The organism is Microtetraspora sp. NBRC 13810, from assembly GCF_030268685.1.
GTDB lineage: Bacteria > Actinomycetota > Actinomycetes > Streptosporangiales > Streptosporangiaceae > BSRQ01.
Map to the genome: position 1 here is coordinate 480,383 of NZ_BSRQ01000003.1, position 22,943 is coordinate 503,325.

The 22,943-nt window shown below is 72.7% G+C and carries 25 protein-coding genes; 16 read left to right on the forward strand and 9 right to left on the reverse strand.

Annotation, left to right across the window (positions count from 1 at the left end; all coding sequences use genetic code 11):
• Position 1: 1 nt before the first annotated feature.
• The 7 genes from QSK26_RS09285 to QSK26_RS09315 form a co-directional block, all read right to left on the reverse strand.
• The gene (locus tag QSK26_RS09285) at positions 2-1,540 is read right to left on the reverse strand and encodes a peptide MFS transporter (RefSeq protein WP_285774600.1); all 1,539 of its coding nucleotides are present in this window, start codon (positions 1,538-1,540) and stop codon (positions 2-4) included.
• Positions 1,541-1,685: 145 nt separating this feature from the next.
• Positions 1,686-1,988 (reverse strand): hypothetical protein, encoded by a 303-nt coding sequence (locus QSK26_RS09290; protein WP_285774601.1) that lies wholly within the window; start codon positions 1,986-1,988, stop codon positions 1,686-1,688.
• Positions 1,989-2,186: 198 nt separating this feature from the next.
• Entirely contained in the window at positions 2,187-2,645 is a 459-nt protein-coding gene (locus QSK26_RS09295) for an anthrone oxygenase family protein (RefSeq protein ID WP_285774602.1), read from the reverse strand.
• Positions 2,642-3,499 (reverse strand): LLM class flavin-dependent oxidoreductase, encoded by an 858-nt coding sequence (locus tag QSK26_RS09300; RefSeq protein WP_285774603.1) that lies wholly within the window; start codon positions 3,497-3,499, stop codon positions 2,642-2,644. Before QSK26_RS09300 ends, QSK26_RS09295 begins: the two co-directional genes overlap by 4 nt.
• Positions 3,500-3,530: 31 nt before the next feature.
• A complete protein-coding gene (locus tag QSK26_RS09305) occupies positions 3,531-3,911 on the reverse strand; it encodes a SchA/CurD-like domain-containing protein (protein ID WP_285774604.1) in 381 nt (126 codons plus the stop codon).
• Positions 3,911-4,648 carry an SDR family NAD(P)-dependent oxidoreductase gene (locus tag QSK26_RS09310; protein WP_285774605.1) on the reverse strand — a complete coding sequence of 246 codons (738 nt, stop codon included), beginning with the start codon at positions 4,646-4,648 and terminating at the stop codon, positions 3,911-3,913. The genes QSK26_RS09305 and QSK26_RS09310 overlap by 1 nt, the downstream gene beginning before the upstream one ends.
• A gap of 78 nt (positions 4,649-4,726) precedes the next feature.
• On the reverse strand, positions 4,727-5,035 hold the full coding sequence (locus QSK26_RS09315) for an antibiotic biosynthesis monooxygenase family protein (RefSeq protein ID WP_285774606.1): 309 nt from the start codon (positions 5,033-5,035) through the stop codon (positions 4,727-4,729).
• A 283-nt stretch (positions 5,036-5,318) separates the two neighbouring features.
• Between QSK26_RS09315 and fabG the strand changes: the two genes are divergently transcribed.
• The gene (gene fabG, locus QSK26_RS09320; RefSeq protein ID WP_285774607.1) at positions 5,319-6,059 is read left to right on the forward strand and encodes a 3-oxoacyl-ACP reductase FabG; all 741 of its coding nucleotides are present in this window, start codon (positions 5,319-5,321) and stop codon (positions 6,057-6,059) included.
• A 70-nt stretch (positions 6,060-6,129) separates the two neighbouring features.
• On the opposite strand, the gene QSK26_RS09325 is transcribed toward fabG, so the two are convergent.
• Complete coding sequence (locus tag QSK26_RS09325; protein ID WP_285774608.1) at positions 6,130-7,014, reverse strand: NAD(P)-dependent oxidoreductase; 885 nt, start codon at positions 7,012-7,014, stop codon at positions 6,130-6,132.
• 218 nt (positions 7,015-7,232) lie between these two features.
• Between QSK26_RS09325 and QSK26_RS09330 the strand changes: the two genes are divergently transcribed.
• The 12 genes from QSK26_RS09330 (at position 7,233) to QSK26_RS09385 (ending at position 18,287) form a co-directional block, all read left to right on the forward strand.
• Positions 7,233-7,559, forward strand: a complete 327-nt coding sequence (locus QSK26_RS09330; RefSeq protein WP_285774609.1) for a TcmI family type II polyketide cyclase — start codon at positions 7,233-7,235, stop codon at positions 7,557-7,559.
• A complete protein-coding gene (locus QSK26_RS09335) occupies positions 7,552-7,998 on the forward strand; it encodes a cupin domain-containing protein (RefSeq protein WP_285774610.1) in 447 nt (148 codons plus the stop codon). The genes QSK26_RS09330 and QSK26_RS09335 overlap by 8 nt, the downstream gene beginning before the upstream one ends.
• Positions 7,998-9,266: a beta-ketoacyl-[acyl-carrier-protein] synthase family protein gene (locus QSK26_RS09340; protein WP_285774611.1), complete on the forward strand. Its 1,269-nt coding sequence runs from the start codon at positions 7,998-8,000 to the stop codon at positions 9,264-9,266. The genes QSK26_RS09335 and QSK26_RS09340 overlap by 1 nt, the downstream gene beginning before the upstream one ends.
• Positions 9,263-10,498: a ketosynthase chain-length factor gene (locus QSK26_RS09345; protein WP_285774612.1), complete on the forward strand. Its 1,236-nt coding sequence runs from the start codon at positions 9,263-9,265 to the stop codon at positions 10,496-10,498. The genes QSK26_RS09340 and QSK26_RS09345 overlap by 4 nt, the downstream gene beginning before the upstream one ends.
• A complete protein-coding gene (locus QSK26_RS09350; RefSeq protein ID WP_285774613.1) occupies positions 10,495-10,755 on the forward strand; it encodes an acyl carrier protein in 261 nt (86 codons plus the stop codon). The genes QSK26_RS09345 and QSK26_RS09350 overlap by 4 nt, the downstream gene beginning before the upstream one ends.
• Before the next feature lie 25 nt (positions 10,756-10,780).
• Complete coding sequence (locus tag QSK26_RS09355) at positions 10,781-11,245, forward strand: SRPBCC family protein (RefSeq protein ID WP_285774614.1); 465 nt, start codon at positions 10,781-10,783, stop codon at positions 11,243-11,245.
• Entirely contained in the window at positions 11,242-11,715 is a 474-nt protein-coding gene (locus QSK26_RS09360; protein ID WP_285774615.1) for an anthrone oxygenase family protein, read from the forward strand. Before QSK26_RS09355 ends, QSK26_RS09360 begins: the two co-directional genes overlap by 4 nt.
• Before the next feature lie 48 nt (positions 11,716-11,763).
• Positions 11,764-12,495, forward strand: coding sequence for an SDR family NAD(P)-dependent oxidoreductase (locus QSK26_RS09365; protein WP_285774616.1), 732 nt, complete (start codon positions 11,764-11,766; stop codon positions 12,493-12,495).
• Positions 12,495-14,201 (forward strand): FAD-dependent monooxygenase, encoded by a 1,707-nt coding sequence (locus QSK26_RS09370; RefSeq protein ID WP_285774617.1) that lies wholly within the window; start codon positions 12,495-12,497, stop codon positions 14,199-14,201. The genes QSK26_RS09365 and QSK26_RS09370 overlap by 1 nt, the downstream gene beginning before the upstream one ends.
• Before the next feature lie 26 nt (positions 14,202-14,227).
• Entirely contained in the window at positions 14,228-14,962 is a 735-nt protein-coding gene (locus QSK26_RS09375; protein ID WP_285774618.1) for a TenA family protein, read from the forward strand.
• 158 nt (positions 14,963-15,120) lie between these two features.
• On the forward strand, positions 15,121-16,662 hold the full coding sequence (locus tag QSK26_RS09380; RefSeq protein WP_285774619.1) for a right-handed parallel beta-helix repeat-containing protein: 1,542 nt from the start codon (positions 15,121-15,123) through the stop codon (positions 16,660-16,662).
• 218 nt (positions 16,663-16,880) lie between these two features.
• Positions 16,881-18,287: an NAD(P)/FAD-dependent oxidoreductase gene (locus QSK26_RS09385; protein WP_285774620.1), complete on the forward strand. Its 1,407-nt coding sequence runs from the start codon at positions 16,881-16,883 to the stop codon at positions 18,285-18,287.
• Between the two features lie 73 nt (positions 18,288-18,360).
• Here QSK26_RS09385 and QSK26_RS09390 read toward each other — a convergent pair whose 3' ends face one another.
• Entirely contained in the window at positions 18,361-19,332 is a 972-nt protein-coding gene (locus QSK26_RS09390; RefSeq protein ID WP_285774621.1) for an LLM class flavin-dependent oxidoreductase, read from the reverse strand.
• Between the two features lie 361 nt (positions 19,333-19,693).
• Here QSK26_RS09390 and QSK26_RS09395 point away from each other — a divergent pair, with 361 nt between their 5' ends.
• Genes QSK26_RS09395 through QSK26_RS09405 form a run of 3 tightly spaced genes read left to right on the forward strand, consistent with a single transcriptional unit; the run spans position 19,694 to position 22,842 of the window.
• Entirely contained in the window at positions 19,694-20,551 is an 858-nt protein-coding gene (locus tag QSK26_RS09395) for an LLM class flavin-dependent oxidoreductase (protein WP_285774622.1), read from the forward strand.
• Positions 20,552-20,566: 15 nt separating this feature from the next.
• On the forward strand, positions 20,567-21,814 hold the full coding sequence (locus tag QSK26_RS09400; RefSeq protein ID WP_285774623.1) for an FAD-dependent oxidoreductase: 1,248 nt from the start codon (positions 20,567-20,569) through the stop codon (positions 21,812-21,814).
• 14 nt (positions 21,815-21,828) lie between these two features.
• A complete protein-coding gene (locus QSK26_RS09405; RefSeq protein WP_285774624.1) occupies positions 21,829-22,842 on the forward strand; it encodes a methyltransferase in 1,014 nt (337 codons plus the stop codon).
• The last annotated feature ends 101 nt before the right edge of the window (positions 22,843-22,943 follow it).

The following is a 22,943-nucleotide window of genomic DNA, read 5'->3' on the forward strand; positions in this document are numbered from 1 at the left end:
CTCAGACCTCCGCGGAGGAGGCGACCGGTCCGGGCCGGTGCGCGGCGACGGGGACGTTCACGAGGTCGTCCGTCGCCAGCGCGCGGCTCAGCGCCACGCGGCGGAACAGGAAGGCCAGGCCGGCCAGCGCGGCGAGCAGGCCGAGGCCCAGGTAGTAGACGGGCTCCGGCATGACCTCGCTCAACCGCACCACGCCGCTGCCGAGCCCGCCGCCGAGCGCGGCGAACAGCCAGTAGACGCCGATGACCCGGCCCATGAACACCCGCGGCAGCAGCTCGGCCATCGCCGAGATGCTCACCGCCGCGACCACGACCTCGCCGCCGGCGTGCGTGAGGTAGACCACGATCAGCCAGAGCGGAGAGATCTTGGCGTCGCCGGTGACCAACGCCGCCGCCGCCGACATGATCAGGAAGCCGCCGCCCACCATCAGCAGGCCGGTGGCGAACTTGACCGGCACGTGCCGCCGCCCGCCGATCCGGGGCAGCACGGCCGCGATCACCGGCGCCAGCACCAGGATGAACAGCGGGGTCGCCGCCTGGAGCCAGCCCGCGGGCACGACGAAACCGAACACGTCCAGGTCGACGTGGTCCCTGGCGAACAGGTTGAGCAGCGAAGCCGCGTGCGCGATGATCATCCAGAACAGCGTGCCGCCCAGCAGCAGCCACAGGAAGGCGCGCAGCCGCCGCCGGTCGGCCGGGCCGAGCTCCCGGTGCCGGTACAGCGTCAGGTAGCCGATCGGCGGGACGACGACGCTCAGCACGCCGGTCAGCGCGATGGCCACGGTGGGGCTGAGCACGCCGGCGATCGCGAGGACGACGAGCAACGCGGCCACCGCGGCGAGGACCACGCCGGTCCTGGTGAACACCGTGCGGCGCTCGGCCGGGGAGAGCGGACGCGGCGGCCGGGCGCCGACCCCGTGGAACTGCGCCGCGGTGAAGGCGAACAGCACCGCGGTGGCGAGCATCGCCACCGCCGCCACGGAGAAGCCGAGGTGCCAGCTCACCCGCTCGCCCAGGTACGCGGTGACCAGCGGCGCCAGCAGCGCGGACACCTGGATGCCGATGTACATCAGCGAGATGCCCGACTCGCGGCCCTTGCTGTCGCCGAACATCAGGTTGATCATCGCCTGGTGGTTCGGCTTGAACAGGCCGCCGCCGATCGCCAGCACGGTCAGCCCGACCGCCGTCATCGCGCCGGACGGCACGGCCAGGGCCAGGTAGCCGAGCACGCTGAACGCGCACCCCGCCAGCAGCGCCGGCCGCTGGCCGAGCAGCCGGTCCCCGGCCCAGCCGCCCGCCAGCGACAACATGAACATCAGGCCGATCCAGGCTCCGAACAACGCCGCCGCGTCCGCCGTGGACAGGCCGAGCCCGCCCTGCGCGCGCGGGGCGGCGGCGTACAGCACGAGGATGGCCTGCATGCCGTAGAAACCGAAGCGTTCGAGCGTGTCGGTGGCGAACAGCGTCACGTACCAGCGGGGCATCGTCCGCACCGACAGCACGCCGTCGTGGGTGGCGTCGCCGGCCGCCGGGGCGCTCACGCCGCACCGGCCGGGTTCGCGGCCCGTCCGGGCACGGCCGGCGTCTTCCCGCCGGAGCCGTGCGCTCTCATCTCGTCCATACGCGTTCCTCTTCTCCGGGTCTGATCTCTGGCGACAGCAGTACGAGGGCGGGCTCGAGGTTCGCTCACCTCTCGCCCTCCGGGCGGAACTGCTCCTCGAAGCGGCGGAACAGCCGCCGTTCGGCGTAGGGCAGCTCCGCGTGCGGGGTGATCCGCTCCCCCGCGGGCTCCGGCGGCACCCCGGCCACCGGATCGGCTACTGGGTCGTCCACCGGTTCGGCGGGCCGCCCGCGGAGGGCGGCCAGCATGTCCACGCTCATCCACGTGTACGCGCCCACGTGCATCAGGCCCGTTCCGATGTGCCGAGCCACCTTGCGCAGGCAGCGGAGCCACCGCGGCGACCCCGAGCCGGACGTGTGTTCTCGCATGCGCGCCTCCAGTCGCCTACGTGCGCGTCCGAGCCTCGCCCGCGCGCCTCTCCGGCCGGTCGAGAACGGCTGGAGGCCGCGTCGCGGCCGGAGTCGGAGCAGGGTGCCGGTGTCGAAACGGGGTGCGGGTGTGGGTTCCGGTGTGGAAGCGGGAGGACGGGTCGGAGCAGGGAGACGGGTCGGAGCAGGGGGACGGGGTCAGAGCAGGGTGACGGCGAGGCCGTTGGCGGCCAGTGCCACCATGGCCAGCGTGGTGCGCAGGAGGTGCCAGCGCCGCCACAGCGGGCGCGGGTCGTGCCAGCCCGCCGGGATGGCGTCCGGGTCGGTACGGTGCACCTTCTTGTTGATCGGCACGTTGCACAGGTGCGAGACCACCGAGACCCCGGCCAGGCAGACGGCCGCGACGATGATCAGCGAGCGGGCCGCCGTGCCGGTCACCAGCACGGCCAGCGCGATGTCCAGCAGCGTGGTGGCCAGCACGATGATCGGCATGGTCGGGTCCCAGTTCCTGCCGAGCAGGGTGTGCGTGTAGACGTAGCGGTCCGCGGGCATCGCGGCCAGGGCGGGCACCGTGCTGACGGCCACCGCGAACAGCACCCCGGCCACCGTCCCGCTGCCGAGCAGCACCAGCACGCTCAGCACGTGCGCCGCGCTCATCGCGGCACCGCGCCCGCGATCAGGTCCGCCTGACCGGGATCGGGGGCGCACGGGAACAGGATGAGCTCGTCGCAGCCCGCGGCCCGGTAGCCGGCCACGGCCTCGCGCAGCCGTCCCGGATCGGTGAGCACCCCCTTGACGGCCATCTCGGCCTTCCAGCCGAGGAAGGCGTAGTAGTCGAGCAGGTGGCGCCCGGCGTGTTCGGGACCGTCCGGCCCGAGCGCCACGTAGGCGATCGCGACCAGGCGCGGCCGGTCCGCGCGGCCCGCGGCCCGCCACGCCTCGCGGGCGCGGCCGGCCAGCTCGCCGTAGCTCGCGGCGGAGCTGCCGCCGGCGATCCAGCCGTCGCCGAACGCGGCGGCCCGCCGCATGGCCTCGGGCGAGTGGCCGCCGACGAGCAGCGGGGGGCCGCCCTTCGCCCAGCCCGGTCCGGGGACCGGCGGCTCCGCCGTGCCCTCCCACGAGCCGCGCAGCCCGCGGAGCAGCTCGTCGAGCCGCCGGCCGCGCCCGCCGTACGGCGTGCCGGACGCCTCGAAGTCGTCCGGCCGCCCGCCAGCGGCGACGCCCACCACGAGCCGTCCCTCGGAGAGCCGGTCGAGGCTGGCGAGCTGTTTGGCGAGCACCGCCCGGTCCGCCCGGTAGGCGGCGATCAGGATGGTCGTGGCCAGCCGGATCCGGCTCGTCGCGCCGGCCGCCGCGGCGAGCGTCACCAGGGACTCGTAGCCGTCGTACATCAGCCGGTCCAGCACGCCGAGCGAGGAGAAGCCGAGCTCCTCGGCGCGCCGGGCCCAGGCGAGGACGTCCCTGCCGGGAATGCCGCGGATCATCGTGGGCAGCCCGATGCCGATCTCCATGTCACCCTCCACTCTGCGCGGTCGCGCGTCCCTACCGGCCCGCCGGGTGGGTGTCCACGGAGAGCTGCGAGATGGGGCGCATGGCGGCGTCGGCGAAGTACCTCCCGAACGCCTCCGGCGTCGAGGTGTCGCGCTGCACGGCGAGGTACGGGGCGAGCTTCTCCTCGATCAGGTGCACGCCGCGCTGGCCAGCCATGTGCGCGGCCACCGCGCCGAAGTCGCCCTCGTAGTGGATGACGCGCACCATCACGTCGTCCTTGATGAACACGGCGGTGCCGAGCAGGCGACCGGCCTGCCGTCCGTCCTCCTCGCGCATGACCGGGGTGTTCACCCGCTGGAATCCGGCGAAGATCTCCGCGATCTCGTCCTCGAAGCCTGGTTTGACACGGTAGGTGATGGCAGCGAATGGCATCAGATGCCTCCGTCCACGTTGAGGGTGACGCCGGTGATGTACCGGGATACGTCGCCGGCGAGGAACAGCACGGCCGCGGCCACGTCCGCGCCGGTGCCGAGGCGGCCGAGCGCCGTCACGGCGCGGATGAGGTCGGCCACCGGGGGCGGCGGCCCGCCGCCGGGCTCGGTCACGATCACGCCGGGCGCGACCACGTTGACCCGGATGCCCCGGCCGCCGAGCTCCCGGGCCAGGGACCGGGTGAACCCGCTGAGCGCCGTCTTCGATGCGCCGTAGTGCGCGCTCTCCGGCCGGCCGCGCATCCCGGCCGAGGCGCCGATGTTGATCACCGATCCGTGCTCGGCGAGCAGCGGGAGCGCGGCCTGGGTGACCAGGAAGCAGCTCGTCAGGTTGGTCTCGACGACCCGGTGCCACTCCTGCTCGGTGAGCTTCTCGAACGGCGACCGGGCGTCGATCCCGACGTTGTTCACCACCACGTCCAGGCCGCCGAGCGTCTCGCGGCAGGTGTCCGCGAGCGCCGCGGCGGCCGTGGCGTCCGTGACGTCGGCCGCGACCACCCGGTGGCCGTCGCCGAGCCCTTTCAGCTCGCGGGCGAGGCTGTCGGCCGCGTCGTCCCCGCCGCGGCTGCAGGCCACGACGCGGGCGCCGGCCCGGGCGAACGCGAGCACGGTCTCCCGCCCTATCCCGCGGGTGCCGCCGGTGACGAGGACGCGTTTACCCGCCAGTCCTAGATCCACTTTTACCTCCGTCAGCCAGGTTCCCGACGAAGATGGACCGGCGCGCTCGCACCGGGCTGGAGTCCCGCTCGGGACGCGTCAGCCGGCCTGGGCGGCGGGCATCGCGTACACGACCCGCATCGTGGTCATCGACCCACCCGAACGGAACGGATGCAACCGCGTCCGATGCGCCACATGCCCCGCACTGTGCTCGAACTCCCGGAACCGCTCCTCATCCACCCAATCACTCACAATGAAATACACCCCCTCCTCCTCCTCACTCCGAGCCAGCCACTGACCCAGATTCGCCGGATGACCCGTCACCGCAGACCCCACCTCCAACCACGTCCGCTCGAACTCCCCCTCCACACCCGGACGGATCTCCATCCGCAACAACACCCGAAACACCAGCCCACACCCCTTCCACCCCCGAACCCGAACCCGACCCCACCAGCACACCAACCACCGCTGGCGACTCACTCGCGGCCCGCTCCCGGCACCGTCGCGCCCCTGTCGCGCCCCCGTCCGCGGTCTCGAGCCCGCGTCGAGCGATCCCCGCACCGCCGGTGAGACCCTTCTGCACGTCATCCGCGGCGGCGCCGGGCATGCGGGCGCCCCGACGCACAGTGGGAGGTTCTCCGATGATGACCACGCGCAACACCGCACCGTCCGGTCCGGGCGGGCGGTCGCGATGAGTGATCCGAAGGTCGCGCTGGTCAGCGGCGGATCCCGCGGCATCGGCCGCGCGATCGTGCTGAGGCTGGCGCGGGACGGGTTCGACGTGAGCTTCTGCTACCGGGACGGCGAGGAGCCGGCCGGGCAGGTCGCCAAGGAGCTGCGCGAGCTGGGCGTCCGGGCGCTCCCGGTGCGGGCGGACGTGGCCGACGAGCCGGACGTGCGCGCCTGGGTCGCCCGGGCCGAGGACGAGCTCGGTCCCGCCGGCGTGGTCGTGACGTCGGCCGGCATCACCAGGGACGGGCCGCTCGTGCTCAGCGACGAGGCCGACTGGGAGGCGATGATGCGGGTCAACCTCGGCGGGGTGCACCACCTGTGCCGCGCCGTGGTGTTCGGCATGATGAAACGCCGCTCGGGCAGCATCGTCACGCTGTCCTCGGTGGCCGGCGTGTACGGCAATCCGACGCAGACCGGCTACTCGGCGTCCAAAGCGGGCATCATCGGCTTCACCCGGGCGCTGGCGAAGGAGGTGGGCGGTCACGGGATCCGGGCCAACGTCGTCGCACCGGGGCTGATCGACACCGACATGACCGGCGAGCTCACCGACAAGGCCAGGCGCCGGTTGACCGACGCGATCGCCCTGCGGCGGTTCGGCCGGCCCGAGGAGGTGGCCGAGCTGGTCGCCTTCCTCGCCTCCGACCGCGCGGCGTACCTGACCGGGGCGGTCGTGGAGATCCACGGCGGGATCGCGATCTGACGCGCGGGCCGCATGGGGACGCCCGTCCCGGCCGGTGCGGCGACCGGCCGGGACGGGTCACCGGAGAGGGTCAGCGGATGAGGGCGCGCGACTCCGCGACGACGGCGGCGTCCTTGTCGCCGTCGCCGGCGATGACGGTCTCGGCGAACCGCTCGGCCGCGCGCGCCGTGACCGGCAGCTCCAGGCCGTGCGCGGCGGCCTCGGTCACCGCCAGGCGCAGGTCCTTCTCCATCAGGGCGCTGCGGAACGCCGGCGGCTCGTAGCGGCGGGCGCGCATCAGCTCGGCGCGGAACGCCAGCGTCGGCGAGCTGAACCCGCTCCCGGTCACGGCGGTGAGGAACAGGTCGCGGTCGAGCCCGGCGCCGTCGGCGAGCTGCGCGGCCTCGGCGAGCGCGGCGATCTGGTTGCCCAGGATCAGGTTGAAGGCCAGCTTCAGCGCGCACGCGGAGCCGGCCGCGCCGACGTGCAGCGACTCCTGCGCCAGCGCGTCCACCAGCGGCCGGGCCTCGTCGGCGTCCTCCTGCCGCCCGGCGGTGTAGACGCGCAGCTTGCCCGCCCTGGCCATCGCGGGGTTGCCCAGCACGCACGCCTCCAGCCGGCGCACGCCTTCGCGGGCCAGCCGCTCGGTGGCCTCGGCGGAGTAGGCGGGCGAGACGGTCGAGGTGTCCACCACGAGGGCGCCGGGCCGCAGCCGTCCGGCCAGGTCGCCGAAGAGGACCTGTTCGACGGCCGCCTGGTCGCTGAGGCTGAGAACGACGATCCGGGCGCCGCCGGCCGCCTCGGCGGCGGAGCCCGCGACGCGTGCCCCCGCCCCGGCGAGCGGCGCGGCCTTGGCCGCCGTGCGGTTGTGCACCGCCAGCGGGAATCCGGCGTCGCGCAGGCACAGTGCCATGCCCGCGCCCATGCCGCCGAGTCCGATGAACGCAAGCTCGTTGTCGCCGCCCACCACGACCACCTTTCGACGATGACGGTTCCGGCCCCGAGGTGCCTGCCGTAACCCTGTGGGCCCGGACTCGAGCCGTACTCGCGGGCCGGTGTGGACCCGTTGGAGCGTCCCGCCGGGGTCCGGGAGGCGGCCGGCACCCGGGTCGCGGCCCCCGTTCGAGCCGGATTCGACCGGAACCGGATGGGACGGGGTCAGCATGGCGGCATCGAAACGAGAGGAGTTCCGGGGTGCATCGGACATTGATCGTCGCCCGCATGGAACCGGCCAAGGCGGACAACGTGGCGCAGATATTCGCGGACTCGGATGCCACCGACCTGCCCCGGATGGTCGGAGTGTCCAGGCGCACGCTCTTCCGCTTCCACGACCTCTACTTCCACCTGGTGGAGGCGGACGACGACATCACGCCCAATCTCTACAAGGCGCGCAGCCACCCGCTGTACAGCGAGATCAACGAGCGGCTGTCCCACCACATCCGGCCCTACGACCCGAACTGGCGCGAGCCCAAGGACGCGATGGCCAGTCCCTTCTACGTCTGGGAGGCCGACGGTGAGTGAGACGACGGAGGAGCGGGCCGTGACGGTGAAGGTCGCCGCGCGGGACGTGGCGCCGAACCGTCGCCGCGGCGGCGACATCCGGGTGGTCCTCAGCCCGAAGACCGTCGCCTCCACCAGCGGGTTCATGGGCACGCTGACGCTCGCGCCGGGCGAGTTCGTCGCCGAGCACTACCACCCGTACTCGGAGGAGTTCCTGTTCGTGGTGCACGGCCGGATCACCGCCAGGGTCGGCGGCGAGCAGGAGGTCGAGCTGGCGGCCGGTGAGGGGCTGATGGTCCCGAAGGGGACCCGGCACCGGGTCTGGAACCCGGGCGAGGAGGAGGCGCGCGCCGTCTTCCACCTGAGCCCGCTGGCGCCGCGGCCCGAGCTGGGGCACGTGGACACCGAGCCGCTGCCGGGCGCCGCGGAGCCGGTGCCCGACGTGGGAGGGCCGCGTTGATGGCCGGTGACAGGCGGGTGGTCATCACCGGGATCGGCGTGACCGCTCCGGGCGGCATCGGCTCGAAGGCGTTCTGGGACCTGCTGACCGCCGGCCGGACCGCCACCCGGGCCATCACGCTGTTCGACGCGTCCGGGTTCCGGTCCAGGATCGCGGCCGAGTGCGACTTCGACCCCGCGGCGGAGGGGCTGAGCCCGCAGGAGATCCGCCGGATGGACCGGGCCGCGCAGTTCGGCGTCGTGTGCGCCAGGGAGGCCCTGGCCGACAGCGGCCTGGAGGAGGGCGCCGTCCCGCCGGAGCGGATCGGCGTCAGCATCGGCAGCGCCGTGGGCTGCACGATGGGCCTGGAGGAGGAGTACGTCGTGCTGAGCGACGGAGGCCGCCGCTGGCTCGTCGATCCCGCGTACGCGGTCAAGCACCTGTACGGGTACATGGTGCCGAGCACGATGGCGTGCGAGGTCGCCTGGGCGGCGGGCGCCGAGGGGCCGGTGTCGCTGATCTCCACGGGGTGCACGGCCGGGCTGGACGCGGTCGGCAACGGCTTCCAGCTCATCAGGACCGGCCGGGCCGACGTGGTGATCGCGGGCGCCACCGACGCGCCGCTGTCCCCGATCACCGCCGCCTGCTTCGACGCGATCAAGGCGACGTCGCCGAACAACGACGACCCGGCCCACGCGTCCAGACCCTTCGACGCGCGCCGGGACGGGTTCGTGCTCGGCGAGGGCTCCGCGGTCTTCGTCCTGGAGGAGCGGGAGGCGGCGCGCCGGCGCGGAGCGCACGTCTACGCCGAGATCGCCGGCTTCGCCGGGCGCAGCAACGCCTACCACATGACCGGCCTCAAGCCCGACGGGCGGGAGATGGCCGAGGCGATCCGGCACGCCCTGGACATGGCCAGGGTGGACGCCTCCGACATCGACTACATCAACGCCCACGGGTCGGGTACCAAGCAGAACGACCGGCACGAGACCGCGGCGTTCAAGCGGGCGCTCGGCGAGCGGGCCTACGAGGTGCCGGTCAGCTCCATCAAGTCGATGGTCGGGCACTCGCTCGGCGCGATCGGGTCCATCGAGGTCGCCGCCTGCGCGCTGGCCATCGAGCACCAGGTGGTGCCGCCCACCGCCAACCTGCACAACCCCGACCCCGAGTGCGACCTGGACTACGTGCCGCTGACCGCGCGGGGGCACGCGATGGACGCGGTGCTGAGCGTGGGCAGCGGGTTCGGCGGCTTCCAGACGGCCATGGTCATCACCAGGGACCGGGCGGCATGACGCGGCGGGCCGTCGTCACCGGGATCGGCGTCACCGCGCCGAACGGGCTGGGCGCCGAGGCTTACTGGGCGGCGACGCTGGAGGGGCGCAACGGCATCGGGCCGATCAGCCGTTTCGACCCCTCCGGCTATCCGGTCCGGGTGGCCGGGGAGGTCGCCGACTTCGCCGCCGCGGAGCACGTGCCCAGCCGGCTCATCCCGCAGACCGACAACTGGACCCATCTCGGGCTGGCCGCCGCCGCCTGGGCGCTGGAGGACGCGGGCGTCGAGCCTTCGGCGTTCCCCGAGTACGAGATGGCGGTGATGACCGCCAGTTCGTCGGGCGGGACGGAGTTCGGGCAGCGGGAGATCGAGCGGCTGTGGTCCAAGGGGCCCTCGTGGGTGGGCGCCTACCAGTCGATCGCCTGGTTCTACGCGGCGACCACCGGGCAGATCTCCATCCGGCACGGCATGCGCGGCCCGTGCGGGGTCGTCTGCGCCGAGCAGGCGGGCGCCCTGAACGCGGCGGGGCAGGCCAGGCACCTCATCGAGACCGGTACCCGGCTGGTGGTCACCGGCGGCACCGACGCGGCGCTGTGCCCCTACGGTCTGACCGCGCAGTACAGCAACGGCCGGATGAGTGAGGCGGGCGACCCGGACCGGGCCTACCTGCCCTTCGGCGTGGACGCCGCGGGGTACGTGCCGGGCGAGGGCGGCGCCATGCTGATCGTCGAGGACGAGGCCGACGCGCGGGCCAGGTCGGCGCCGGTCGTCTACGGGACGATCGCCGGTCACGCCTCGACCTTCGACCCGCGGCCGGGCTCCGGGCGCGAGCCCGGCCTGCGCCGGGCCATGGAGCTCGCGCTGGCCGACGCCGGCCTCACCGCGGGCGACGTGGACGTGGTCTTCGCGGACGCGGCCGGCGTGCCGGAGCTCGACCTGCAGGAGGCCGCCGCGATCGGCGCCGTCTTCGGCCCGCGCGGGGTGCCGGTCACCGCGCCGAAGACGATGACCGGGCGGCTCTACGCGGGCGGCGCGGCGCTCGACCTCGCCGCCGCCCTGCTGTCCGTCCGCGACGACGTCATCCCCCCGACGACGGGCGTCACCGAGCTGGCGCCCGGCTGCGACCTCGACCTCGTCCGCGGCGCGGCGCGCGAGACGCGGGTCGGCGCCGCCCTGGTCGTGGCCCGCGGCTACGGCGGGTTCAACGCGGCAGTGATCGTAACGAAGGCCGACCAACGGAGCACCCGATGACACAGACCACTTCGTTCACCGTCGAGGACCTCAAGGAGACGATGCGCAGCTGCGCCGGGGTCAACGAGTCCGTCGACTTCGGCAGCGACATCTCCGACATCACCTTCGAGGACCTCGGCTACGACTCGCTGGCGGTCCTGGAGGTGGCGGCGAAGCTACAGAACCACCTGGGCGTGGTCATCCCCGACGACGTGGCGGAGCAGCTGGTGACGCCCCGCGCGCTCGCGGAGTACGTGAACGTCCGGCTGACGGACTGACGAGCGGCGCGGAAGGGAAGAGATCATGGCAGGACACACCGACAACGCGATCGTCATCAACGCGCCGATGAAGCTGGTCTGGGACATGACCAACGACGTCGCGTCATGGCCCCAGTTGTTCAGCGAGTACGCCGCCGCGGAGATCCTCGAACGCGGCGACGACACGGTCACCTTCCGCCTCACCATGCACCCCGACGAGGACGGCAAGGTGTGGAGCTGGGTCTCCAGGCGGACCGCCGACCCGGTGAGGCGCGAGGTGCGCGCGCACCGGATCGAGACCGGCCCGTTCGAGTACATGAACATCTTCTGGGAGTACCGCGAGGTCGAGGGCGGCGTGCGGATGCGCTGGGTGCAGGACTTCCACATGAAGCCGCAGGCGCCGGCCGACGACGCCGGGATGACCGAGCACCTGAACCGCAACACGGCGATCCAGATGAACCGGATCAAGGGCCTGGTCGAGGAGGCCGCGAGCGGGCAGGCGTTGGAATGATCCAGGCGCTCGTGCCGCTGGCCCTGTTCGCGAACGGCATCGCGGCGGGCGTCATGCTCGGCAACGCGATCGGGCTGGCGGCACACGCTCTCAGGCTGCCGTACGCGGGATACGTCGATCTGATCAAGTTCATGTGGCCGCGCTACGACCCGTTCCTGCCGATCACGAACGTGGTGGCGTTCGGGCTGGACGTCGCCCTCGCGGTGCTGGTCCGTGGCGAGCCGGGCGGGACGGGCTCGTCCGTCCTGTTCGGCGCCGCCGCCGCGCTGCTCGTGGTGCTCATGGCGATCTCGCTGTTCAAGAACGTCCCGATCAACAGGTACGTGACCGCGCTCGACCCGGCCAGCCCGCCACGGGACTGGGCCGAGCGCGACCCGCGCGCCGCCTGGAAGAGCTGGAACCAGGTGCGCGTGGTGCTCTCGATGGCCGCCCTGGTCGCCAACCTGGCGGGCGCGGCGGTCCTGCTCTGAGCGGCCCGCACGGCCCGGTCACCAAGTCACAGAAACGGCAGGGGAACGATGGAACTCAAGCTGACAGGTAAGAAAGTGCTCGTGACCGGGGGCTCGCGCGGCATCGGGCGGGGCATCGTCCTCGGCCTGGCCCGCGCGGGCGCCGACGTGGTGACGTGTTACCGCACGGAGAGCGAGGCGGTCACCAGCCTGGCCCGCGAGCTCAAGGAGACCTCCGGCGACCACCGGCTCGTCAAGGCGGACGTGAGCGACCCGGCCGAGGTCGACGCGCTCGTCGAGGAGTGCCGCGTCGCGTTCGGCGCCCTGGACACCGTGGTGCACAACGCCGGCGTCATCAGCCACGTGCCGTTCGCGGAGCTGCCGGTGGAGGAGTGGCGCCGGGTGGTGGACAACAACCTGGGCGGGCCGTACCTGGTGACGCAGCGGGCGCTGCCGCTGCTGTCGTCCGGCGGCTCCATCATCTTCGTCGGCTCCCGGGTGGCGACCGTGGGCATCCCGCTGCGCTCCCACTACACCGCCTCCAAGGCCGGCCTCACCGGGCTCACCCGCTCGCTGGCCAAGGAGCTCGGCCCGCGCGGGCTACGGGTGAACGTGGTGGCGCCCGGCCCGGTGGAGACCGAGGAGCCGACCCCGCCGCCGGTGCGGGAGCGCTACCAGAAGATGATCCCGCTGGGCCGGCTGGGCGTCCCTGAGGACATCGCCGGCGTGGTCGCGTTCCTGGCCAGCGACCTGTCCCGGTTCGTGAACGGCGAAACGATCAACGTCGACGGAGGGATCTGATGTACGACGAGGAGGTTCCCGTACTGATCGTGGGAGCCGGTCCCGTGGGGCTGTCCTCCGCGGTCTTCCTGGGCGGGCACGGCGTCAGGACGCTGGTCGTGGAGAAGCGGTCCGACACGTCCATGCTGCCGCGCGCCCCCGGCCTGCAGGCCCGCACCATGGAGCTCTTCCGGGCCGCCGGGCTGGGCCGGGAGATCCGGGCCCTGGAGATCGGCGACTCCCACCCCTTCTTCGAGGGCGGCATCCTGCGGGTCAACACCTTCGCCGAGATCGCGGACGCGGAGGTCCTGGAGGCCCCGTCGCTGGACGGCCCGGCCATCAGCCCGGAGCGGGTCATGGGCTGCGGCCAGGACCGGTACGAGGTGGTGCTGGCCGAGAAGGCGAAGGAGTCCGGCGGCGACGTCCGTTTCTTCACCCGGCTGCGCTCGATCGAGCAGGACGACGACGGCGTCACGGCGACGGTCGAGGACATCCGCACCGGCGGGACGACGACGATCCGGGCGAAGTACCTGATCGGGGCGGACGGCGCGGGCAGCACGGTGCGCGGGCTGCTGGGCGTCTCCCGGTCCGGCCGGGGCACCGTGTTCAACGCGCTGAGCATCTACTTCCACGCGCCCGAGCTGGAGGAGATCCTCGCGGACCGGCCGTTCATCCTGTGCTACGCCACCGCCGGCGGCACGATGACCGGGCTGTCCCGCCTGCACGGCAGGGACCCGTGGCTGGCCGCCCCGGTGTACCACCCCGAGCGCGGCGAGACCCCGGAGGACTTCACCGACGAACGCTGCGTGGAGATCGTGCGGACCGCCTCCGGCAGGCCGGACATGCACGTCGAGATCATGGCGAAGGTCCCCTGGGAGGGATCCCAGCTCGTCGCCGAGCGGTTCAGGACCGGCCGGGTGTTCCTCGCCGGGGACGCCGCGCACGTGCACCCGCCCGCCGGCGGCTTCGGCGCCAACACCGGCATCCACGACGCGCACAACCTGGCGTGGAAGCTCGCCGCGACGCTGAACGGCTGGGCCGGCCCCGGACTGCTCGACACCTACCACGACGAGCGGCACGCGGTGGGCGCGGCGATGGCCGAGCAGGCGATGGTCCGCAACCGCATCCGGCACGGGCACGCCTCCGCGGAGGTGCGGGCCCAGATGGTCGACGACATCATCATCACCCTCGGCTACCGGTACACCTCCCGGTCGGTCGTCGCCGACGGGCCGAAGCCGGTGCTCAAGGCGCCGCTGGAGCTCGCCGGGGAGCCCGGCACCCGGGCGCCGCACGTCTGGCTGGCACGCGACGGCGAACGGCTGTCCACGATCGACCTGTTCTGGGACTCGTTCGTGCTGCTGACCGGGACCGAGGACACGGCGTGGCACGAGGCGGCGTCCAGGCTGGCCGGGCGCACCGCCGTACCGCTGCGCGTGGTGCGGATCGGGGCGGGCGGGGAGTGCGAGCCGGTGGACGCCGACTGGGCCGCGGCGTACGGCGTCTCGCCGCGCGGCGCGGTCCTCGTCCGGCCGGACGCGTTCGTGGCCTGGCGGGCCGGCGCTGACCTGCCCGAGCCGGAGAAGGCGCTGGAGGACGTGCTCAGCCGGGTGGCGGGCGCGGCGGACCCCCTCGTGGTGGACCCCGTCGTGGTGGACCCCCTCTCGGACCCCGTCTCGGACCCCGTCTCGGTGGAGCCCGCGGTGGACTCCGCCGCGGCGGCGCGCTGAGGCGCGGCCGGCGGCGGAGTGCGGCGATGATGCGCGACGAGCTGGCGGCGGTGGCCGGGCCCGTGCTGGCCGAGATCAAGGAGCATCCCTTCTGGGCCGGGCTGCGGGACGGCACGCTGCCGCCGGCGTCCCTGTGGTACTTCGCCGAGCAGGACGCCCGGTACGTCGTGCCGGCGTACGCGCGGGCGATGGCGAGGTGCGCGGCGCTGGCCGGCCACGACGCGCACGGCGCCCTGCTGGCCTCGGCGGCGAGCGCCACCTTCGGCTCGCTGCCCAGGCTGGCCGCCGAGCTGGCCGGGCTCGCCGCGGAACTCGGCCGGCCCGGCGACGCCCCCGCGACGCAGGGTCCGGCGATCCACGGGTACACGTCCTTCATGCTGGCGGCGCCCGCGGCGTCGTTCGCCGGCGGCGTCGGCGGGCTGCTGCCCATGACCTGGTTCCATCTCACCGTCTCCGGCGACCTGCGAGACCGGTGTGCACCGGATTCGCGATACGCCGGATGGATCGAGCAGTACTGTCCCTGGGACGGCTACCGGGACTACGTCGAGACATATCTGGCGCTGGTAGACGAGGTGGGCGCGGAGTGCTCGGCCGGTGAGCGGGCCGAGCTCGTCCGGCAGTTCCTGCTGGCCGCCAGGCACGAGTGGTCCTTCGCCGAGGCCGCGTGGCGGCGGCAGCGGTGGGGCGTGGAGGAGGCCGCCGGTGGCGCCCGGCTCGAGCACGCCTCGAGCGGACCCCACCACACTCGCGCCTACGGCTGACGATCGGCCCCGTCCCACCGGCGGTGACGCGTCCGGTGGGACGGGACCGATCCACACGCGCACGTCACCACCTTGGAGTAAGAGGCATGGGTATGACACCGAGCCCGGTGGAAAGGTCCCGTGGCGCCCGGCGCCGGGGACGAGTCTTACGTCACCTCGTGATCGCGGTTGGAATGAGCCTCGGCATCTCGCTTCTGGCGCCCGTCTCCCCCGCACAGGCCGCACCGGCCCACAAGTCGGGCAAGCAGTACCACCTCGACTGCGGTTCCGGGAACGACGCCGCCTCCGGCACGTCCCCCTCGACCGCGTGGCGGACCATCGACCGCGTCAACACGGTGACCTTCCAGCCCGGCGACTCCATCCTCCTGCGCAGGGGCACCACCTGTGACGGCGTCCTCCAGCCGAAGGGCTCCGGCACCGCCGGGGAGCCGATCACCCTCGGCGCCTACGGCCAGGGCGCCCGCCCGGCGATCGTCGGCGGCGGCGCCCGCGCGACGGTCTTCCTGCGCAACGTGCAGGGCTGGGTGATCCGCGACCTCGACGTCTCCAACCCCGGTCCCGCCGACGGCACCCCGCGGGTGGGCATCTACGTGCTGCTGGAGAACTACGGCATCGGCCGCAACTACGTGGTCCGCGACGTGAACGTGCACGACGTGCCCGGCTGCGACTGCCTCCAGCCGGAGCTGGAGAACAGCGGCGGCATCCTGTTCAAGGCGGCCGGGTCGGAGACGGCGACCGGCTTCACCGGGATCAAGGTCTTCGGCAACACCGTGTCCGGCGTGGACAACACCGGGATCGGCGCCGTCTCCCAGTGGTCGCACCGGCTGCCCCTCTATCCCGCCGGCACGAACACCTACGTCCCGATCAGGGACGTGCACATCCACGACAACCGGCTCACCGACATGGGCGGGGACGGCATCCTCGTGCAGAACGGCGTGGACCCGGTGGTGGAGCGGAACTTCGTGGACGGCTTCGGCGTGCGCGCCACCCAGTCGCACGCCGCGATCGTCGCGTTCAACTCCGATCGCGCGGTGATCCAGCACAACGAGGTGACGGGCGGCGCGGCCAATCCGCCGTCGTTCTCGTTCAGCGTGGACGCGGCCAACTCCGACATCGTCTACCAGTACAACTACAGCCACGACAACGACGGCCCGTTCATGCTGATGTGCGCGTTCACCGGGACGTACAGCGACGGGGCGACGATCCGGTACAACATCAGCGAGAACGACAAGGACCTGCTGCTGGGCGGCACGTTCGAGATCCCGGTCATCGCGAACGGCTGCGAGATCCCGATCCCGGACGTGAAGATCTACAACAACGTCATCTACAGCCCGGCGGCCAAGGCGCTGGTCGGCACGCTGCACCAGACGCCGATGGCGGTGCGGAACAACATCTTCGCCGGCCGGCCCGAGGGCTCGACCATCGACGACCCGGTGAGCGTCTACGAGGGCAACCTCTACCACAACCTCGCGTCGGTGCCCGCCGGGGACACCCGCGCGGTGACCGGCGACCCGCGGTTCACCGATCCGGCCGCCACCGGGCCGCGGCCCACCCAGGGGTTCCGGCTCGCCTGCGGCTCCCCCGCGCTCGGCGCCGGCGTGTCCGTCCCCCGGGACGGCGGCGTCGACTTCTACGGCTTCCGCATCCCGTTCTGGTCGCCCAGCATCGGCGCCTACCAGGGCCCCTGCGTCCGCCCCTAGCGCCCGCGACGCCCTACCGACAGCCTCTCCCGCCCGGGGGAGGCTGTCGTGTGTGCGCGGCCCCGGCCGCCGGAGCGTCGCGCTGACGCGGGGACGGTGGCGCCGGTCGGACCGCGGTCGGCGCGCGCTGGCGGCCGGTCCGGCGCCCGGGGAGGCGGGGCCGCCGCCGTCCAACGGCGCTCGAGCGGTCTTCCAACCCGCGCGGCGAGCATGAGGTCATGCGTGAATCCACCCAGATCTTGATCATCGGCGGTGGCCCGGCGGGTTCGACCGCGGCCGGCCTGCTGGCCCGCGAGGGGTTCCAGGTGACCCTCCTCGAACGCGACCGCTTCCCCCGCTACCACATCGGCGAGTCCATCCTGCCGTCCTGTCGCCCGATCTTCGAGATGCTCGGGGTCTGGGACAAGGTCGAGGCGCACGGCTTCCAGCCCAAGGGCGGCGCCTTCTTCCAGTGGGGCCCCGAGGAGTGGGAGGTGCGCTTCAGCAACATGGGCGACGACACCCCCAACGCCTGGCAGGTCGTGCGCAGCGAGTTCGACCAGCTCCTCCTGGACCACGCCAGGGAGATGGGCGTCGAGGTGGTCGAGGGGGTGACCGTCCGCGACATCGAGTTCGACGGCGACCGGGCCGTCGCGGCGCGCTGGCAGGAGACCAAGGACGCCGGGCGCACCGGCCGGATCGCCTTCGGGCACGTCATCGACGCCTCGGGACGCGGTGGCGTGCTGGCCACCCGCCACCTCAGGAACCGCCGCTACCATGACGTGTTCCGCAACGTCGCCGCGTGGACGTACTGGAAGAACGCCAAGCCGCTCGGCAAGGGCCCCAGCGGCGCCATCGCGGTGTGCTCGATCCCGGACGGCTGGTTCTGGGCCATCCCCCTCCATGACGGGACGCTCAGCGTCGGGCTGGTCACCGGGCGGGACCTGTTCAACGACAGCCGCGGCCGGCTGGACGGCGACATCCAGGCGGTCTACGACGAGGCGCTGGCGAAGTGCCCCACCGTGCTGGAGATGCTCGACGGCGCCGAGCAGGTGGGCGGGATGAAGGTCGAGCAGGACTACTCCTACGTCGCCGAGGACTTCACCGGTCCCGGTTACCTGCTCGCGGGCGACGCCGCGTGCTTCCTCGACCCGCTGCTGTCCACCGGCGTCCACCTCGCCACGTACAGCGCGATGCTCGGCGCGGCCAGCCTGTCCAGCGTGCTGCGCGGGGAGGTCGCCGAGGAGGACGCCAGGCGCTTTTACCAGACCGTGTACCACCACGCCTACCAGCGGCTGCTCGTCCTGGTGTCGGTGTTCTACGAGAGCTACCGGGGCAAGGAGCACCACTTCTACAACGCGCAGCGGCTGTCCCCCGGCGAGCGCGACCAGTTGCACGTGCAGGCGGCCTTCGACCGCATCGTCACCGGCATCGCCGACATGAACGACGCCGAGCAGGCGTACCGGCTCGTCCAGGACCACCTGCACGGGTCCGGCAGCGGCGACCCCAACCCGCTGAACAACCTCAACCGGGTGCACGAGATGAAGCAGTCGCCGTTCGACCCGGCCAACGCGGTCGGCGGGCTGTACCTCGTCACCCGGCCCCGGCTCGGCCTGCGCTCCGTCGAGGCCCGGCCCGGCGGCTGAGGCGCCGGACCGGGAACGCGATGACGGCCCACGTCGTGCGACGTGGGCCGTCATCGCCTTCCGGGGCGGGGAATCAGGCGGCGGCCGCCTGGGCGAGCCTGCGCAGCGTGCCGGCCGGGTCGGCCAGGACCGGGACGGCCGCCAGCACGCCGGACACGCCGAGCGACTCCAGCACGCGCAGGTGGGCGGCCATCTCCGGGACGGTCCCCGTCATGCCGGTGAGCCCGAGGGCGAAGTCCACCAGGCCGAGTTCCTCCAGCAGCCTGGCGTTCTTGCCGCCGACGGCGAAGTCCCAGACGTCGTAGCGCCGTTCCATCTCCTCGACGGCGCCCAGCAGCGCCGGCGGGATGAGCGCGCGCATGTGCGGGGCCTTCAGGCGCAGGGCGACGTCGGAGGCGAGCGCCGCGCCGATCTCGGCGTTCGCCTCGGCGCGGGTGTCCTTGATGGAGATGAAGCCGAACCCCCAGATCTCGACCGCGTCCGGGTCGCGCCCGGCCTTCTCCGCCGCCTCGCGGACGGTCCGCACCTTCCGCTCGACGTGTTCGGCCGACATGCCGACGGTGGTGACCACCCCGTCGGCGATCTCCCCGGCCAGCCGCAGGCTCTTCGGGTAGTCCGCGGCGAGGTACACCGGCATGGCCCGGACCCGGGTGAGCGGTTCGGTGTCGTAGCCGTCCACGTGCGCCGACTCGCCGGCGAGGATCGTGCGCACCGCGGCCACGTAGTCGCGCAGCTCCCTCGGGGTGCCGACCGGCGTCCGCCCGACGACCCGCCTGGTGCTGCCGCCGTTCCCCACGGCGAGCATGACCCGCCCGCCGGTGAGCCGGTGCAGCGTCGAGATCGCGGTCGCGGTCGCCGCCGGGTGGCGCAGGAAGGGCGTGGTCACCATGGGCGTCAGGGTGGCGTTCCTGCTCTCCTGCGCGGCCACCGTGAGCGAGACGTACAACTCGTACGCGCGGGCCGGCGTGTCGCCGACGCCGATGAGGTCGTACCCGAGGTCGTCGGTCAGTCGGACCAGGCTCCGGAAATCGGAGAGATCGTCCATCCATTCAATGATCGCGCCCAGCTTCACGAATCATCCCTCCACACTTTCGGAGCATCGTTTTCCGCCCGAACATAGAAAAGGCGGAATTTCAGCGCAATGCGCTTCGAGGTGTCTTTGAGTGGCTCTCGACGGCGGTCGCTGATTTCACCGGAAACGCGGCGGAAAACGGAATTCCGCTGCGCACGGCCCGGAGGCGCGCGACAGGCCCGCCGCCGCCGCGAAACCGCCGCGGCGTTCGACCGGGGCTCGACCGCGGCCCCAGCATCCGGCCGGACACTTACACACGTCGGCGGCCCGTCGCCGACGCCGTGCGCCGGTGATGGGCCGCACGCCGGCTTCGCGAGATCCCCGAAGGAGCGTCATGGATATCGGAGTCGCCCTGCCGACCACCGTGCCCGGTGCCGACGGCAGGCAGCTGGTCGAGTTCGCCCGCCGCGCGGAACGCCTCGGGTTCCACAGCCTGACGGTGGTCGACCGGATGGTCTACGACAACTACGACGGCATCGTCGCGCTCTCCGCCGCCGCCGCGGTCACCGAGCGGATCAAGCTGGTGACCGCGATCCTGCTGGCCGCCTACCGGCCGAGCGCGGTGGAGCTGGCCAAGCAGCTCGCCAGTCTGGACCGGCTGTCCGGCGGGCGGCTCATCGTCGGCGTGTCCGCCGGGATGCGCGAGGACGACTACCTCGCGACCGGCACCGACTACCGGACCCGCGGCCGCCGCCTGGACGCGATGATCGAGGAGCTCAAGGACGTCTGGCGGGGCGCGGGCCCGGTGCCGGGCGTCGGCCCCCGGCCGGCGGCGGGCGACATCCCGTTCTGGGCCGGCGGGCACTCCCCGGCCGGGCTGCGGCGGGCCGCGAAGCACGGCATCGGGTGGATCTCCCCCGGCGGGCCGCCGCACAAGTATCCCGACCTGGTCACCAGGTTCAAGGGGCTGTGGGAGGAGGAGGGCCGCGAGGGCGCGCCGCGGATGGGCGCCAACTGCTACGTGTCGCTGGGCCCGGGCGGCAAGGAGCTCGCCACCGAGCACATGCTCAGCTACTACGCCTACATGGGCACGATGGCCGAGCACCTGGCCGCCGGGGCGATCACGGACGAGGGCAGGCTGCGCGACGTGGTGGACGGCTACGCGGCCAACGGCTGCGACGAGCTGCTGCTGCTGTCCTGCACGGCCGACCCCGCCCACCTCGACCGGATCGCCGACGTGGTGCTGCGCTGACTCGAAAGGCACCCCATGGACACCCCCCGCGGCCAGGACCGGCCGTCAAGGATCATCATCATCGGCGGCGGCATCGGCGGCCTGGCGCTGGCCCAGGGGCTGAAGCGGGCCGGGCTCGGCGACGTGACCGTGTACGAACGCGACGAGTCGGCCGCCGGGCGGATGCAGGGATACCGGCTGCGGATCAGCCCGGAGGGCGAGCGCGCCCTGCGGGACTGCCTGCCCCCCCGGGCCCAGGACCTGCTCACCGCGACCGCCAACGAACGGCACGAACAGGGACTCGCGGCCTACGACGAGCGGCTCGAACCGCAGTGGGCCCCGCAGTTCGACGATCCGCGCGGCGACGCGCCGGACAAGGTGGACGCGGTGGACCGGGTGACGCTGCGCCGCATCCTGCTGGCCGGCCTGGACGACGTCGTCCGCTTCGGCAGGCGGTTCACCCGGTGGGAGCGGGCGGGCGACCGGATCGTGGCGCACTTCGCCGACGGCGGCTCCGACACCTGCGACGTGCTGGTGGCCGCGGACGGCGCCAACTCCCAGGTGCGCGCCCAGGTACGGCCGGACTACCGGGCGGTCGACCTCGGCGTGCGCGCGATCCTGTCCCGCACGCCGAGGGCGAAGGCGATCGAGGCCGGGCTGCCGGAGACCCTGCGCGACCGGTTCGTCAACGTGACCGGCTCGAACGGGCTCCGCCTGGCGCTGATGCCCATGGTGTTCAGGACCGAGCCTCGGCCGGCCGCCGAGAAGCTGTGGCCCGGCCTGGAGTTCGACGCCGCCGAGGACTACTACATGTCGGTGTTCAGCGTGCACCGGGACATCCTCGGGCTGGACGACGACACGTTCTTCGCCATGACCGGCAGGGAGCTGTGCGACCTCGTCCTGGACCGCACCTCCGGCTGGCACCCGGACCTGCGGGGCGTGTTCGCGCACGCCGAGCCGGAGGAGACCTACCCGCTCGCGCTGCGCGCCACGATGCCGGTGGAGCCCTGGGACACGGTGAACGTGGTCCCGCTCGGCGACGCCGTGCACACGATGCCGCCGACCGGCGGGGTCGGGGCCAACACCGCGCTGCGCGACGCCGTCTCGCTGTGCCGGGCGCTGACCTCGGCCGCCCGCGGGGAGCGGTCCCTGGCGGACGCCGTGGCCGGCTACCAGCGGGAGATGGTCGGCTACGCGACCGAGGCCACCGAGATGTCCTTGAAGATCGCCAAATGGTCCATGCGGAAGATCGATATCAACGAGACGAACCTCTCCCAAGCTTGAATGGAGCCGCGCCAGTGACGAGCACTACTACGGACACCAGCCGTCCGGCCGGGATTCTGCGGTTGGCCAATTCCTTCTGCGACGCCAAGGCGTTGCTGACCGCCGTGGAACTCGGGCTGTTCACCACCCTGCACGAAGGACCGGCCGGCGCGGAGGAGATCCGCGAGCGCCTCGGCCTGCACGGCCGCGGCCTGGCCGACTGGCTCGACCTCCTCGTCGAGGTGAGGCTGCTGGAGCGGGAAGGCGACCGCTACCGCAACGGCCCGGGAGCCGACCGGTATCTGGTGCGCGGCTCCGACTCCTACATCGGCGGGTTCATCGAGCGGTCCAACCGCAACCTGTATCCCGCCTGGGGCAGGCTGTCGGAGGCGCTGCGCACCGGCGAGCCGCAGTCCGGCAGCGACTTCGAGGCCGTGGTGAACAACCCGCACATCCTGGCGCAGTTCATCAACTCGATGGACGCGCTCACCCGGGTCCTCGGCCCGCAGCTGATCGACGCCTACGACGGCTGGACCGGCTACGAGTCGGTGCTGGACGTGGGCGGCTGCCGGGGCGGCCTGGTCGCGCAGATCGTCAAGGCCCACCCGCACCTGTCCGGCGCGGTGTTCGACCTGCCGCAGATGTCGCCCTTCTTCGACGAGAAGGCGGCCGAGCAGGGGCTGACGGACAAGCTGTCCTTCCACGGCGGCAGCTTCTTCACCGACCCGCTGCCGTCGGCGGACATCGTCGTCCTCGGCCACGTGCTGCACGACTGGGACGAGCAGCAGCGGAAGTTCCTGGTGGAGAAGGCGTACGAGAGCGTCAACCCCGGAGGCGTGCTGCTGGTCTACGACCGCATGCTCGACCGCGCCTCCAGCCGGGTGGAGAACCTGGTGATCAGCCTGGACATGCTGCTGGTGACCGACGGCGGCTCGGAGTACACCGTGGCCGAGCTGCGCGGGCACGCCGAGGCGGCCGGGTTCGCCTCGGTCGAGGACCGGCTGCTCGGTGACGACGACACGCTGGTGGTCGCCCGCAAGGCGAGCTGATCCGCGACCCCGGGGGGCGCCGCGGCGCCCCCCGGACGTACGGCCCGCCCGCCGATCCCCCCGGCGGGCGGGCCGTACGGCATGCTGGCGCGAACCCGTGG

Coding starts and splice junctions, on each gene's coding strand:
- QSK26_RS09370 (WP_285774617.1), top strand. CDS start 12,495: ATGTACGACGAGGAGGTTCCCGTACTGATCGTGGGAGCCGGTCCCGTG.
- QSK26_RS09360 (WP_285774615.1), top strand. CDS start 11,242: ATGATCCAGGCGCTCGTGCCGCTGGCCCTGTTCGCGAACGGCATCGCG.
- QSK26_RS09395 (WP_285774622.1), top strand. CDS start 19,694: ATGGATATCGGAGTCGCCCTGCCGACCACCGTGCCCGGTGCCGACGGC.
- QSK26_RS09365 (WP_285774616.1), top strand. CDS start 11,764: ATGGAACTCAAGCTGACAGGTAAGAAAGTGCTCGTGACCGGGGGCTCG.
- QSK26_RS09350 (WP_285774613.1), top strand. CDS start 10,495: ATGACACAGACCACTTCGTTCACCGTCGAGGACCTCAAGGAGACGATG.
- QSK26_RS09345 (WP_285774612.1), top strand. CDS start 9,263: ATGACGCGGCGGGCCGTCGTCACCGGGATCGGCGTCACCGCGCCGAAC.
- QSK26_RS09390 (WP_285774621.1), bottom strand. CDS start 19,332: ATGGACGATCTCTCCGATTTCCGGAGCCTGGTCCGACTGACCGACGAC.
- QSK26_RS09385 (WP_285774620.1), top strand. CDS start 16,881: ATGCGTGAATCCACCCAGATCTTGATCATCGGCGGTGGCCCGGCGGGT.
- QSK26_RS09295 (WP_285774602.1), bottom strand. CDS start 2,645: ATGAGCGCGGCGCACGTGCTGAGCGTGCTGGTGCTGCTCGGCAGCGGG.
- QSK26_RS09355 (WP_285774614.1), top strand. CDS start 10,781: ATGGCAGGACACACCGACAACGCGATCGTCATCAACGCGCCGATGAAG.
- QSK26_RS09400 (WP_285774623.1), top strand. CDS start 20,567: ATGGACACCCCCCGCGGCCAGGACCGGCCGTCAAGGATCATCATCATC.
- QSK26_RS09375 (WP_285774618.1), top strand. CDS start 14,228: ATGATGCGCGACGAGCTGGCGGCGGTGGCCGGGCCCGTGCTGGCCGAG.
- QSK26_RS09290 (WP_285774601.1), bottom strand. CDS start 1,988: ATGCGAGAACACACGTCCGGCTCGGGGTCGCCGCGGTGGCTCCGCTGC.
- QSK26_RS09340 (WP_285774611.1), top strand. CDS start 7,998: ATGGCCGGTGACAGGCGGGTGGTCATCACCGGGATCGGCGTGACCGCT.
- QSK26_RS09305 (WP_285774604.1), bottom strand. CDS start 3,911: ATGCCATTCGCTGCCATCACCTACCGTGTCAAACCAGGCTTCGAGGAC.
- QSK26_RS09300 (WP_285774603.1), bottom strand. CDS start 3,499: ATGGAGATCGGCATCGGGCTGCCCACGATGATCCGCGGCATTCCCGGC.
- fabG (WP_285774607.1), top strand. CDS start 5,319: ATGAGTGATCCGAAGGTCGCGCTGGTCAGCGGCGGATCCCGCGGCATC.